Origin of the sequence: Rickettsia sp. Oklahoma-10 (assembly GCF_039954865.1) — a bacterium.
Lineage (GTDB): Bacteria > Pseudomonadota > Alphaproteobacteria > Rickettsiales > Rickettsiaceae > Rickettsia > Rickettsia oklahomensis.
Genome location: NZ_CP157197.1, coordinates 438,681 through 452,752, shown reverse-complemented (window position 1 = coordinate 452,752; position 14,072 = coordinate 438,681). Strand labels below are relative to the sequence as shown.

The following is a 14,072-nucleotide window of genomic DNA, read 5'->3' as shown; positions in this document are numbered from 1 at the left end:
CCTCGTGTATAGTAACACTGTCATACTGTGGCTTGACGACCACAGTATCCATAATACTATTCTTGATTATTTTTATAGATATTGTGGTCAAGCCACAGTATGACAGTCCTTTTTGACACACTTTCAATCTATAATGTTTTAACTGCTTCATAAAATATAGGTAACCACTTATCCGGATCATTTCCATATTTCTCTCTAATTTGATCAAGCAATATTACAGTCTCAACTCTGCCAGATAAAACACTAATTATATTATTCATACCATCTAAATTAACTTTGGCAACTACGGCATCTATTCCTTGTTTTATTAAAAAATAACGTGTAGTAGGATCGGTAGTTTTAATTAAAATATATTCTCGCTGACTTAACATAAATGCACTACGATAAATATCCGTAGCTTTCAAATTAGGTAAAAAAATCTGTGTGGCTGTTTGTTGAATCAGTGTATCGCTAATTCTACTTTTTGCAGCATCTTCAACACTCTGCGTCGCAAATATAACAAAAGTATTTAATTTTCTCAACACTTTTAACCAATCTTTGATCTTAGGTGCAAATACCGGATTATCGATCAAAGCCCATGCTTCATCAAGCACTATCATGGTTTTCTGCCCATCTAAAGAGATATTAATACGATGGAAAATATATAACAATACCGGTGCAAGACTTATAGGGTCTTTAAGTAATTCAGTCATATCAAAACCGAATACCCTTGCTTTTTGCAAATCGATATCATCTATTTCATTATCAAATATTTTAGCATGTGAACCTTTACCGACCCACATTGCCATCCTACTTGCCAAACTATTTGGTGTATCAATACCAAGAAATGCTATAACAGTACTAAGCCTTCTGTCTTTTCTGTCTAATCTAAAATTACCACTTACCGCTTGAGATAAGATTTTATTATCTTGTGCAGTTAAACTTTCACCGTTAGAAGTTACAAGCACACGAAGCCACTCTAAAATAAACGCCCTATTCTCACCAGTATCTTCAAGCTGCAAAGGGTTAAAATTGCATTTTAAACCCGGATCAATTACTGTATAAACCCCGTTTAAAGCACGTATAAATATTTCTGCTCCTCGATCTTTATCAAAAAAGAACATACGAGGTTTGAATTTTTGTGCTTCAGCACATAAAAAATTCATAAGAACTGTTTTACCGGCACCTGTTGGACCAATAATTAGAGTATGTCCAACATCCCTTACATGGAAATTAAAATAAAACGGTGTACCTGAAGTAGTATCAAGCACTGTGACATATTCTCCCCAATGATTATCTTTAATCTTACCAAGCGGGTAATTATGCTGCGATGCAAAGCTAGCCATATTCAAGGTGTTTATAGTAGATTTACGTACTATATATTCCATATTTCCGGGTAGTTGCCCCCAATAACTAGGTTCCATATTAACCTTTTCTCTTACCGGTTGAATCCCTGAATTAGACAGCTCAACTGCTGCCATTGACAATATATCCTCTAAAGATTTAATACTATTTGCAGAACATAAAAGGGATAAGTGGTGCTCACCAAAACCGATATCACCGCTAGTAGCCATATCAAGCGCCATTGAAATTTCAGCAATTTGTGAAGTAGCTTTATCACCTGCTTGTATCATCCGGTTTTGTTGTAATTGCATTTTACCTATTGCTACAGTTCGGTTAGCAAAAACAAAACTTTGAGTCATAACAAATTCAAAAGGCATTTGCAGAAATCCATCAAAAATTCCCGCTGAAGTATTAGGACCATATTCAAGTATACTAATTATTCCTGCATATTTTTTGCCAAGCGGACTTCTTGCTTCAATAGTACGTGAATCAAAAAATAAGCGATGTGTTGGTAAATATTCATCAATAGTACCACGCGGTAATGCTATAGGACCGGGTGAATCACCGCAATTAACTAAAGATGAAAGAAATTCTAAAATTTCACAATAATTACCTGACGGCGTTTGACGCACTCCAAGTAATCTTGCTCCATAACTTCTGAATGTATTAACCACTCTAGTGGACATTTCTTGAAGATTTTCTTTCATCTCTTTCATGTCGTTTTCCCAAGCGGTTTTATTAGATTTTTGTCTAAGCTTCTTGAGAAAATACTCAACTATAGCAGCACCTCCAGTATCAGGCTTATATAAAATGCTAATATATAATTCATTAAAAAACGACTTACTACCTGCATGTTTTTTACGCCATTCTGCACCTAAATAAGTAATAAAATCATTAGGTACTTTTACAGTAGGATCATAAGTAAATTCAGTATCATCAAATATTACTGCTTTACGTCTTCTAATAGTATGGAAATACATAACGATATTTCCTGAAGACATATTTTTGAGTAAGGAATTTCTTATATTCTTCTTAATGTCCAAATCTTCATCATCCGCAGTTTCAAAAGAAAAGCCGTTTACTTTAATAACTTGTAATAACGAATTATCTTTAGTTAAAATGGTATTACTATCCCAATGACATTTATAAGGAATAAAATGTGAGGTGGATCTTTCTTGTTTAGACCTTAATTCTTTAGCTGCTCTAGTTCTAAATAACTTCATTACTCACCCGATTTAAAATATTATTTTATTCTTTCTGAAAGATTGCACTGATGTCACTACTGCATGGCTTTGTGTCGCATAGATCAAAAAACATATGCGACATCATACCTTAGCTTGACCACAGTATCCAAAAAACAACTTTTAGTATATATTTTGACATTTTCATCTGGTTCTAGCAGCTTACAAGTCGTGGGATAAAAACCGATTTACCGAGCCACACAACAATGCTTTCTAGTATAGGTGGGAATGACATCAAACTCAAATACCATACGAATTTGCTCCGTAGTAAAATTTATTAGGACATTGGCTAGTTCTTGACATTTTATTTAAATATAATTCTATGAACCTTGGTTCTTTAAAACATATAATATAAGCTATCAAATGCAAAACCGCTGCAACGAATAAAATTATAATACCGTTACTCCAAATAAATACTATCATCGTCATTATCATATTTAATGCAGCAAACTTAATACTTACTCCAAATATCATTGGTGGTCTAGTCAACCCTACAAATAAAAGATCGGATGATAATGTTCCTGCCATAAAAAACCTCTCTTAATTTAATTAATAGCAGATATAATTTGCTATTTTCATTAATTTATATTAATATCAAATATAGTTGACAATATTGCATTCGGTACTCCGCTATTTACAAAATGTATGTAACTGTTATTATTTTCAAGTACATTAACTGCTATTTTAATTAATTCTTCTTCAATAAAATTATTAGTATCATCTAACATTGATTTCAATAAGTTAATATCTCGTATTTTTATATTATACGGCAATGTCTCGGATACCTCTAATATCTCATATGGCAATATTAAATGCTCTGCACTTAATGCAGAAGTAATTGTTAATACTGTTAAGTTAACATTTAATAAATGTGTTTTCTCCCGATCATCGTTAGCAAATGGTGCTATTACAGGTATAATATTATTATCTTCAAAATTTAATAAAATTTCTGGATTAACCAGAATAGGCTCACTTAAAAAACCAACATTTATAACATCATGATTTACAATTTTTCGGTGAGATAATTTTGGTTTTTTTGCTTGCAGTAAATTAGCATCCTTACCCGAAATACCAACTGCATAACAACCTATACTACTTAACTTTGTTACTATAAGCTTGTTAACGTAACTGGATAAAATCTCCATAATAATAGGGTTATTTAGAGAAATATAGTCGCTTATTTTACTAATCTTTTGACTAAAGTTTTCATCTATTTGTGATATTAAAGACGCACTTTGTAAATCAATATGATCATGTACTATATATACTTTAGCATCACACATCTCAAGCAATCTAACAGATTCAATAAAAGCCGTAAATAATTTATCGTCAATAATAACAGTAGTAGGTAATTTTAGAACTATTACTTGATTTTTCAGCTCACTACTACACTTTATTATATTCTTAATTATAGCAATGTTATTTAATGAAGAAATACTATCTATCTCTTTACCTTTCATGTTTGATGCATTTTGCCAAACTAGCTTTAAGTTCTCTTGCACCTTCTTTACTCCTACTACTTACATACATAACATTACATGAGTAGTTTAAAGTTGCAAGAAAATTCTGTGCTTCATCAGTCAGGTTTTTACAATCCGTAACTTTATCGAACTTTGTAAAAATCATTTGAAAATTTCGTTTATTCTTAAGTAATAGCTCAGCTACTTTTTTATCGTTTTCTTTTATGCCTCTTCTTGAGTCAATCAATAAGTTAACTAACCTTAAATTATGGCTATTTTGTAAATAATAACTAATTAATAACTCCCACTGTTCTTTGACTGATATAGGTACATTAGCAAAACCATAACCTGGAAGATCAACTATAATAAGTTTATCTGCAAGGTTAAAGAAATTGATTTGCCCAGTACGCCCTGGAGTATTAGAAACTTTAGCAAGATTTTTATTATTACATATAGTGTTTATGAGACTTGATTTACCAACATTTGATTTACCGACAAAAGCAATTTCCGGTAATGAGAAATTAGGAATTTGATTTATATTCATAGCACCAGCTACAAATTTAGCTTGACGACGAAAAAGCTCGCAGCTATCAGTTGATTTTTGATTATTTATCATTTTCTCATTATTAGTCATAATTTTTTAATTATCATTGCGGAAAGAATTAGGTTTTGTTACATAGCTCAGAAAATAGCTAAAACATTATTTCTAACTAAAACCGGGAATCCAGTAAAACATATACAAAAACTTTTTTATATGTTTTTTATCAAAAATGTAATTTTTGTATCAATATCAAAGTTATTTTTTGCCACTTTCATAGAAAGACACTATTGTTGCGTGGATAATTTTCTGATTGTCATCCTGCGACTTGATCGCAGGATCCAGTTTAAAACACTAAAATTATTAGTGTTTTAAGTTGTTTTTCGGACCCCATGGTCAAACCACGGGGTGATACCCAGAGGATTTGACTGATCCATGCAACAACAATTGAACAAGAATCACATCGATATCTATACAATGATATCGATCAAAAAACTACCATAACTTCTTAGAGTTACCAAATTGTCCAATAACCTAAAAAAAATAACTTTACTGAAAATATAGAAACATGGTAGCGGGGGCTGGATTTGAACCAACGACCTTCAGGTTATGAGCCTGACGAGCTACCGAGCTGCTCCACCCCGCAATAATTGAGAATTAATGACTTTGAGCCTGTGTTATATCGTGCTAAACCAATGCTATACGAACACTTAGAATGTCACTTCTGCGTAAGACTTACTTAGATACTAATCGTCATGAGCTAAGCAACTGAAAGGGATGTAAAAATACGAGAAACTAACACATGTAACAAAAGAACTTCCTTATAATGCCCAAGAAATATAAGCTTAACTAGCTTCTTTCTTACTACCAAAAGAAAGACCTGAGAATCTTTTATTAAAATCACTAACACTTTTATTCGATTGATTTAACACATTTCCAGAATCTTTATTCCATGCTGGATGCTTTCTAAAATCAACATCCATTAAAATCTCACTCGTAGGATGAGTTGACATTGTTTCAAAAACATCACTCCCTACTTTAATCAAAAGCTTTTTATATTCTGGGTGTATACCGCTTTTCATAATGATTTTTCCATTTTATTCTGAATTATTTGTTTCTTAATAGCTCTAGCCGTACTAGATAAAACATTATCATCGGCTTTTAGAATATATGCATCAAAACCGCCAGCTTTTTCCACTGAACTAATACATCTAGCATTCACTGATAATCTATATTCTCGGGCTGTGATATCACTTCTAAATTTAACTGATCTCAAATTAGGCTCAAAACGTCTTCTAATTTTACGCTGAGAATGTGATACATTATTGCCGTATAAAACACCCACACCTGTGAGTTCGCACTTACGAGACATAAGCTAAATACCTGAAAACTTATTAATATACAACAGGTGAAAAATATAAAGTAATACTACCCTAGTGTCAAGAGGTAATTATGGTCCATTTAATGAAGAAATAAAAATAGGTATAATATATTTATACGTGAAATAGGCAAAAGCCAAACCTAAAATAGTACCGATAACTACTATACGAAATTTTGCAGGACTAAAAATTAAAATAACTATTCCAAGAATAATTACTATTTTTAGTATATCATCTGCAGTATAAGAACTATTATTTACAGAATAAACATTCAGATTTATACCTAAAAAGATTATTACAAATAATAAATTTCTTAACATGTTATACCTCAATAATACAAAATTAGGATAAATGCTTATCCTAATTAAAATCTATAGGACCGGTAGTTAATCCATTTATAAATTGTTGTAAATAAGGATTATCACTATTACACATTTCATCTTTACTGCCATACCATTTAATTTTTCCTTGATAAATCATAGCTACTTCTTTAGCTATTTTTTTAGCACTAATCATATCGTGAGTTATAGTAATCGTAGTTGCCCCAAGCTCCTCTTGTATTTTTATAATTAATTCATTAATAACATTTGACATTATAGGATCAAGCCCTGTGGTCGGTTCATCAAGACATAAAATCGACGGTGTACTACAAATAGCCCTAGCAAGGGCGACTCTTTTTTGCATTCCTCCTGATAATTCGGAAGGATAAAGCTCGAGTATTCTAGGGGATAAACCGACAGAATTAAGCTTTGCACCGGCAAGGTCGTTTTTTTCTTTCTTAGACAATTTTTTAATCTCAAAAGTAATATTATCACGTACATTTAAGGAGTCAAATAATGCTCCGCCTTGGAATAAAAAACCTATACTGCCCATAACCTCATTTTTTTTTTTACTTGAGATATCTTGGATTTCTACATCATCAATAAAAATTTGACCTTTATCAGGTTTAATAAGTCCTACTATATTTTTAATGAGAACCGATTTGCCACTACCGGAGCCACCTAAAATAACTAATGAACTACCCTTTTTTACATCCAAATCTATCCCGTCTAATACCTTATGATTAGCAAATGATTTATATAATGACCGAACTTTAATTTTAAATTCTGCTTTTGCACTCATATATATACTTTAAAAAATAATTCAGTTATTAAATAATTGCTTATTAAGATAAGAATAGACGAATTTACTACTGCCGAGGTAGTTGCTCTTCCGACTCCCTTAGCCCCTTTACCTGAATAATAGCCGCTATAGCAACTTATTATAGAAATAATAAACCCAAAAACTCCCGCTTTAACAAGACCGGAAATTACGTCAATTGGCTCTAAATACTGAAAAGTACTGCTTAAATAAGCTGCACTATTAAAATCAAGTTTATATACACCTACCAAATAACCACCCATAACACCGATTACATCCCCTACTAAAACAAGATAAGGCATTGTAATAATAGCTGCTATCACCCTTGGGAAAACTAAATATTTAATAGGATCGGTAGATAAAGTATATAAAGCATCTACTTGCTCCGTTACTCTCATTGTTGCTATTTCAGCAGCAATCGATGCTCCAACTCTTCCTGCTACCATTAGCCCAGCTAAGACAGGCCCAAGTTCTCTAGTCAAGGATAATACTACTACTGTTGCAATGGAACTTTCAGCTGAAAAACGGGAAAAACCAGTATAACTCTGTAATGCAAGTACTGCACCTGAAAAGAAAGTTGTCATAGCAACAACTGGCAAAGAGTAAAACCCGATAAATAGTAATTGACGAACGATTAAACTAAAATATAAAGGTGGTCTTATAATACTGCTAACGGCAGCAAAGCTAAATAGAGAAAAATTGCCTATATTTTGAGCAAATTTTATGGTATGCTTACCAACTAAATTAGCTATATTTAATAACATTTGTGCATATCTTTTTTTATAATTTCAGTGTTTTCTGGCCCCCGCTTTCACAAGCATGACATTATAAGGCTGTTCACACCTTACGCAAACATAACATTTTTAAAAATTATCCGATATACGAAGATCAACTTCAAAAAAAGTAAGGATACGTACAATACAAATAGCGGAGTATATACTTAGCACATGAGCACCGCAGTACTTGTAGAATGACGCAACAAATTTTTAAAATTCATCTAGAATACTTTCTTCTATATCTATTACCAAGGCTAGTTAATACCTCATACCCGATAGTACCTATACTACTCGCTATTTTATCAGGCGTGCAATGATTTCCAATAATTTCTGCTTCCTGCCCTAGAAAAATATCAGAAGGTGGTAGATCGGTAACATCAATATTTATCAAATCCATTGATACTCGCCCTACTATAGGAACGCTGTAACCGTTAATAAACACTTCGCCTTGATTACTAAAATTACGGCTATACCCGTCGGCATAACCAAGCGGTAATGTTGCAATAACACTATCACGCTTAGTGGTAAATGTCATATTATAACCGATATGGCTATCTAGTGTCAAATTCTGTAAGTGAATTATGGGAGCTTTCAAGGTTACAGGATTTTGCATTAAAGGATTAAGACCATATAAAGCAGCACCAGGTCTTACTAAATCAAAATGGTAATCCTGCCCTAAAAATATGCCTCCGGAATTAGCAAGACTTGCTTTTGTACTTGGAAAAGATCGTAAATAAGCTTTAAATTTGTTTAATTGTTCTAGATTATAGGGGTTATCTATTTCCTCAGATATAGCTAGATGGCTTATAACATATTGTAAATTGAGCCCTTTTAACAAATCACGATTATTAATTAACTGCTCTATCTCATTAGCGCTTAAACCGAGACGATTAATCCCCGTATTAAAATGTAAATAACAAGGTAATAATCGGTTTTTCAAATTACCGCATTTTTGCCAAATTTCGATTTGCTTTAAGTTATTTAGGACAGGTATTAAATTATATTCTATAAGCTCTAAAGCATCATGTTCAAAAACACCGTTTAAGACTAAAATATTAACATCTATTTCTAAAGCTTTACGTACATTAATTCCTTCTTCATTTGAGGCTACAAAAAAATGTCTACAATTTTCTTCTATTAAAGCTTTAGAAATTTGTACTGCTCCAAGACCGTAACCGTTAGCTTTAACGACAGCACCAACTAACGAGTTTTTGCAAATATTTTGTAATAAACGATAATTATTTTTTATTGCAGATAGATTTATTTCTAAAGTACACAAGCTCATATTATATTTCTTAACTCTTTTATGATGATATGCAACACGGGTATTATATGAAATTTTGTATAGTATCGGTAACAAAAATATTATATATCAGCGAATTTTCAACTTGACCTTTAGAATTAACAGACAACACTGCATGAGTTATAAAAGCATTAACCAATAAAGCCGAATGTTTTTTAAAACCTTGCTGCTTTACAGATTGTTTCGCCACTATCTATAATATCATCAATTAATATGCAATTTTTCCCTGGGTTTTACCCCTTATTTCTAGCATCTCACAATTATTATTTATATCTCTTTCTTTATTTATAGAAGCTGAATCTATATTCAGTAAATTACTAATTTTTTGAATTCGCTCAATACTTCCTTTGTCGAGTACAACGACGGTGCAATTGCTAAAAGTTTTTAAAAACGGGATATATAATATTTGTAGGTTTGAGATTAGAAACAGGAATTTTAAAAAATTTCTCTATTTCGGAATGTAAATCAATAGTAATTACATGGTTTACTCCAAGCTTCTCTAAAAAATCAGCTATTAACCTAGCAGGAATTGTAGATAGAATTAAAACATATATTATCTTGCCTTGCATAACCAAAATAAGGCATTATCAATATTATTCGATTCGCTCCCGCTTTTTTATTGCATATACTAACAAAAACAGCGCAATTAATAAATATTAACAGGTTTTAAAGTAAATTGTACTACTATTATCTCTTCATTATGAAGCGACTCTTGAATTTCTACTTTTATTTCAGAATCATCAAAATAGGTAATTCTTGGCTCAATATATTTAATACTTAATGTACTCAATGCCATAGCTAAACGAGATGCGAGTAACTCATTACTACTGCCTGCTAGGACTTTCATGTGTGTAGTTTATGTTGTTTAAGGTTATTGCAAGACAAATTACTAAGTAACTGACGAAGCAATCCAGAAAAAATGATATAATTTTTCTTGATTGCCATGCTCCAAACAAATGCCCACAATGACATTTTAGTGATGACACCAAATTTAAGAACGACTTTGTAAATTTTGTATTAATTGATCAAAACCTTCATTCTTTAAAGTATTTGTAAACTCATCTTGTTGAGCTCCAACAAGACTTACACCTTCTGTAATTATATCAGAAACTTTAAAAATATCTTTCCCGTCTTTTTTCATTTCGCGTACTAAATACTCTACTTTAATAGGCTCTTGTCCTTTATTACTAATAATATTCATAGCAACCATAAAATCAGTAGAATTCAACGCACGTACTCCTACTATTTTAGGTTTTGCACCTTTATAATCTTTTATTAAATCAGTATAAGCTTTAGTAACATATTTAGAATAAATTTTTGTAAATTCCCTAATTTGTTCATTAGATAAAGTTTTTACTCCATTACGTCCTAAAGTATATCTAGCCATCCAGTTAAAATCTAAGTTATTGTATATTAACTTACGAGCTTTAGAAATTTTTGCTTCTTGAGATAACCTGCTATTATTTAGTGTAATTGAAGCTTCATTTACTAAATTAGTAACATAATCGTTCAAACCGGCAGGTACTTTCTCATTAGAATAAGCAGAACACGTTATAACTAATAGAAATAAACCTGTAATAATTTTTTGCATATAATCCTCTTTTAAGTTAATTTGTAGGTTTAGGGCATTTAAAATTCTCAGGATATTGCACCGATGCTTCACGAGCACGATGTAATGCCGATCTAATAGCCACGTAAGGGTCAGTAGAATTCTTCATTACATAATCACTAAATGGTAGTACAACATACCGATCGTTTATTTTACTAACTATCAATACTCCAAGATCAAAATCATTATGAGTGTACATTAAGGGATTAAAAAGATAGTTAGTAAATATCGGATCTGTCATATCTCTTGCATTAGTACTACCAATTATCGGTAATACTAAATAAGGACCTGGAGCTACTCCATAATGTGCAAGAGTATTACCAAAGGTTTGATGCTCAGATGGCAAACCTACTTTACCTGCCACATCAAATAAACCGCCTATGCCAAACATTGTATTAATAAGAAACCGCCAAATGCTTTTCATAGTTTTATCGTAATTTAACTGAAGCCCATAATTTACTGCTGTAGGCAGTGTATTAACATTACTAACAAAACTATTAACGCGTGCTTTTACGTAATCATTCGTGATATTCTTATAAACTACCACTAAAGGACGTAATATTATATAATCTAACGCAGAATTAAATGCAAACACTTTACGGTTAAATTTTTCGTATGGATCATAAACTTCTAAACAACCGCTTTCATTTCTTCCACCATTATAATTATATATTTCATCATCAACATATTCAAGATCAGCTCTTACAAACAATGAGCATAGTATAATAGATAGTATAATTAAAATTCTCATTGATTTATGTTGTTTCCTTACAACAAACAATAATACTATATTTATTGTTTTCCGCTAGTACTATTTCGTCCGAAGTCAATATAGTAAAATTATTTTTACGTAAAATATTATGTATTTCATTTAAGTTAAAAATAAATTCTTTGCGTTTTACTGAAAATTGTGTCTGTACAGAAGTAGGTAAACAAAGGGCAAAATACCCTTGTGCACTAAGAGATGAGTATATTAAATTAAAATATTCTACTAAATTGTTAGTAAACGATAATCCACAAAAGTTAAAAATAATATTAAATTTATCAGAGTTTTGGCTTAAAAATTTATTGATAGAAATATTATATATATGATTGTAAATTTTAGTATTTGGATAATATGTTTCTTGTAAATCATTCATTAAAGTAGAAATTTCTACACCAGTTAAAGTAAAACTTTCTGGAAAATATTTTTGTATTTCATAACCTACAAGCCCTATATTACTTCCAAGTTCTAAAATAGAGTAATTATCCGGTAAATCAGATATTTGCTTCAGTGTTTCATTAACAATCCTATATGGAAGATGAATATTTTTATCGTTATTAAAAATAGTAGGATAATATTTTGCATTTAAGTCTCGATATTTTTCCCAAATTTCTTGAGGTATTTCAGTAAAATCCTTATAATTTTTCAAAAAATTTATAAAAATAGTTGTATATTTTTCATGAGATTTTTCTAAATATTCTATGGCTTGCCTGTAGTTATTTTTTAAAAAATAGACCCATCCAAGTTGATAATATACTTTAGAATCGTTAGGATTAAAAAATTTATCAACTAGTTTAAATCTCAGTAGTGCATCATTTAAATTACCTCTATATAAATGATCGAGTCCAAGCTGATAATTTGTTTCAGCTAGATGGGAGAATTTATATTTACAATCACTTATATAATTTTTAAATCCTAAAATTTTATTCTTAATAAAATTCGGTATATTTATTATAGCTAAGCAAGCATATTTAATTTTATCTTTTATTTTACCGAGCATAGTACAATTACTAAATTAATATTACTTAATTATAATAAACATATCTTGATAAATTTTTAAATAAAATAATTTTATTGGGATTAAAATTACTGTATTATTGCTTTTATAAATTAAGCCTTGTTATATAGCTCAGAAAAACTACGTATGTCATTCCCGCGTAGGCGGGAATACAGAAAATAAGTGAAACAACTATAACTTATTAATATTTTAAAATTTTTAATTATTGGATTCCTGCCTTCACTGGAATGACATTGAACTGTGCAATAACAGATACCTAACAATACATACTCAAAATTATGTCAATTATTTCTACTAGACTAAATTCTATAAAGCCGTCACCAACCCTTGCAGTTGTAACAAAAACTCTTGAGCTTAAAAGGCGGGGCGTTGATATTATTGCCCTTGGTGCCGGTGAGCCTGATTTTGATACGCCTGATAACATTAAGGAAGTGGCAATTCAAGCTATCAAAGACGGCTTTACCAAATATACTAACGTTGAGGGTATGCCGCTTTTAAAGCAAGCAATAAAAGACAAGTTCAAACGTGAAAATAATATAGATTATGAACTTGATGAAATAATAATTAGTGCCGGCGGTAAACAAGTTATATATAATCTGTTTATGGCATCTTTAGATAAAGGGGATGAGGTAATTATTCCAGCTCCTTATTGGGTTTCATATCCTGATATAGTTGCACTTAGTTTAGGAACGCCGGTATTTGCAAATTGCGGAATTGAAAATAATTTTAAATTAAGTGCGGAAGTTCTGGCACGTTTAATTACAGATAAAACTAAGTGGCTTATTATTAACTCTCCAAGTAATCCTACAGGTGCAAGTTATAATTTTGAAGAATTAGAAGATATTGCTAAAGTTTTAAGAAAATATTCTCATGTAAATGTAATGTCAGATGATATTTATGAACATATTACTTTTGATGATTTTAAATTTTATACATTAGCTCAAATAGCACCAGATTTAAAAGAACGAATATTTACTGTAAACGGAGTATCTAAAACTTATTCTATGACGGGATGGCGTATAGGCTACGGCGTAGGTTCAAAAGCTTTAATTAAAGCAATGATTATTATTCAGTCGCAAAGCACCTCAAACCCTAGCTCAATAAGTCAAATGGCTGCTATTGAAGCATTAAACGGTCCTCAAGATTATATAGGGCCTAATGCTTTAAATTTTCAGCAAAAGCGTGACCTCGCTTTATCAATTTTGAAAAGAGTAAAATATTTTGAGTGCTATAAACCGGAAGGGGCATTTTACTTATTTGTTAAATGCGATAAAATATTTGGACATAAAACTAAGTCAGGAAAAATGATTACAAATAGTAATGATTTTGCAGAATATTTACTTGAAGAAGCAAAAGTTGCCGTAGTACCCGGTATTGCTTTCGGCTTAGAGGGTTATTTTAGAATTTCTTATGCTACTTCTATGAAAGAGCTAGAAGAAGCTTGCCTTAGAATTGAGAGAGCGATTGATATTATTCCCACAAAAGCGGGAATAATATAGAGCAAAGCCAAACCAACAAAAAA

Annotated in this window: 16 protein-coding genes and 1 tRNA gene; 1 reads left to right on the top strand and 16 read right to left on the bottom strand. The window is 31.1% G+C overall.

What is annotated here, in order from left to right; translation table 11 throughout:
- Positions 1-128 precede the first annotated feature (128 nt).
- The 16 genes from AAGW17_RS02060 to AAGW17_RS01980 all read right to left on the bottom strand — a co-directional run bounded on the left by AAGW17_RS02060 (position 129) and on the right by AAGW17_RS01980 (position 12,532).
- Positions 129-2,546 (bottom strand): VirB4 family type IV secretion/conjugal transfer ATPase, encoded by a 2,418-nt coding sequence (locus AAGW17_RS02060; RefSeq protein ID WP_347939277.1) that lies wholly within the window; start codon positions 2,544-2,546, stop codon positions 129-131.
- Positions 2,547-2,804: 258 nt separating this feature from the next.
- On the bottom strand, positions 2,805-3,092 hold the full coding sequence (locus AAGW17_RS02055; protein ID WP_347939276.1) for a type IV secretion system protein VirB3: 288 nt from the start codon (positions 3,090-3,092) through the stop codon (positions 2,805-2,807).
- 50 nt (positions 3,093-3,142) lie between these two features.
- Positions 3,143-4,066: an acetylglutamate kinase gene (locus tag AAGW17_RS02050; RefSeq protein WP_347939275.1), complete on the bottom strand. Its 924-nt coding sequence runs from the start codon at positions 4,064-4,066 to the stop codon at positions 3,143-3,145.
- Positions 4,014-4,658, bottom strand: coding sequence for a ribosome biogenesis GTP-binding protein YihA/YsxC (gene yihA, locus AAGW17_RS02045; RefSeq protein ID WP_347939274.1), 645 nt, complete (start codon positions 4,656-4,658; stop codon positions 4,014-4,016). Before yihA ends, AAGW17_RS02050 begins: the two co-directional genes overlap by 53 nt.
- 473 nt (positions 4,659-5,131) lie before the next feature.
- Positions 5,132-5,208, bottom strand: a tRNA-Met gene (locus AAGW17_RS02040).
- 199 nt (positions 5,209-5,407) lie between these two features.
- The gene (gene rpmE / locus AAGW17_RS02035; RefSeq protein WP_347939273.1) at positions 5,408-5,644 is read right to left on the bottom strand and encodes a 50S ribosomal protein L31; all 237 of its coding nucleotides are present in this window, start codon (positions 5,642-5,644) and stop codon (positions 5,408-5,410) included.
- Positions 5,641-5,934, bottom strand: coding sequence for a 50S ribosomal protein L28 (gene rpmB / locus AAGW17_RS02030; protein WP_347939272.1), 294 nt, complete (start codon positions 5,932-5,934; stop codon positions 5,641-5,643). Before rpmB ends, rpmE begins: the two co-directional genes overlap by 4 nt.
- Before the next feature lie 78 nt (positions 5,935-6,012).
- Positions 6,013-6,261, bottom strand: a complete 249-nt coding sequence (locus AAGW17_RS02025) for a DUF5510 family protein (protein ID WP_347939271.1) — start codon at positions 6,259-6,261, stop codon at positions 6,013-6,015.
- A gap of 40 nt (positions 6,262-6,301) precedes the next feature.
- On the bottom strand, positions 6,302-7,063 hold the full coding sequence (locus AAGW17_RS02020; protein WP_347939270.1) for an ABC transporter ATP-binding protein: 762 nt from the start codon (positions 7,061-7,063) through the stop codon (positions 6,302-6,304).
- Positions 7,060-7,845 carry an MlaE family ABC transporter permease gene (locus tag AAGW17_RS02015; RefSeq protein WP_347939269.1) on the bottom strand — a complete coding sequence of 262 codons (786 nt, stop codon included), beginning with the start codon at positions 7,843-7,845 and terminating at the stop codon, positions 7,060-7,062. The genes AAGW17_RS02020 and AAGW17_RS02015 overlap by 4 nt, the downstream gene beginning before the upstream one ends.
- Positions 7,846-8,074: 229 nt before the next feature.
- Positions 8,075-9,142 (bottom strand): alanine racemase, encoded by a 1,068-nt coding sequence (locus tag AAGW17_RS02010; protein ID WP_347939268.1) that lies wholly within the window; start codon positions 9,140-9,142, stop codon positions 8,075-8,077.
- Positions 9,143-9,534: 392 nt separating this feature from the next.
- Positions 9,535-9,729 (bottom strand): hypothetical protein, encoded by a 195-nt coding sequence (locus tag AAGW17_RS02000; protein ID WP_347939266.1) that lies wholly within the window; start codon positions 9,727-9,729, stop codon positions 9,535-9,537.
- 77 nt (positions 9,730-9,806) lie between these two features.
- A complete protein-coding gene (locus AAGW17_RS01995) occupies positions 9,807-10,007 on the bottom strand; it encodes a ribose-phosphate pyrophosphokinase-like domain-containing protein (RefSeq protein WP_347939265.1) in 201 nt (66 codons plus the stop codon).
- Positions 10,008-10,151: 144 nt separating this feature from the next.
- Positions 10,152-10,751, bottom strand: coding sequence for an MlaC/ttg2D family ABC transporter substrate-binding protein (locus AAGW17_RS01990; protein WP_347939264.1), 600 nt, complete (start codon positions 10,749-10,751; stop codon positions 10,152-10,154).
- 16 nt (positions 10,752-10,767) lie between these two features.
- The gene (locus AAGW17_RS01985) at positions 10,768-11,520 is read right to left on the bottom strand and encodes an MlaA family lipoprotein (protein ID WP_347939263.1); all 753 of its coding nucleotides are present in this window, start codon (positions 11,518-11,520) and stop codon (positions 10,768-10,770) included.
- 4 nt (positions 11,521-11,524) lie between these two features.
- Positions 11,525-12,532: a tetratricopeptide repeat protein gene (locus AAGW17_RS01980; RefSeq protein WP_347939262.1), complete on the bottom strand. Its 1,008-nt coding sequence runs from the start codon at positions 12,530-12,532 to the stop codon at positions 11,525-11,527.
- A 296-nt stretch (positions 12,533-12,828) separates the two neighbouring features.
- On the opposite strand from AAGW17_RS01980, the gene AAGW17_RS01975 reads away from it, so the two are divergent.
- Positions 12,829-14,049: a pyridoxal phosphate-dependent aminotransferase gene (locus tag AAGW17_RS01975; RefSeq protein ID WP_347939261.1), complete on the top strand. Its 1,221-nt coding sequence runs from the start codon at positions 12,829-12,831 to the stop codon at positions 14,047-14,049.
- The last annotated feature ends 23 nt before the right edge of the window (positions 14,050-14,072 follow it).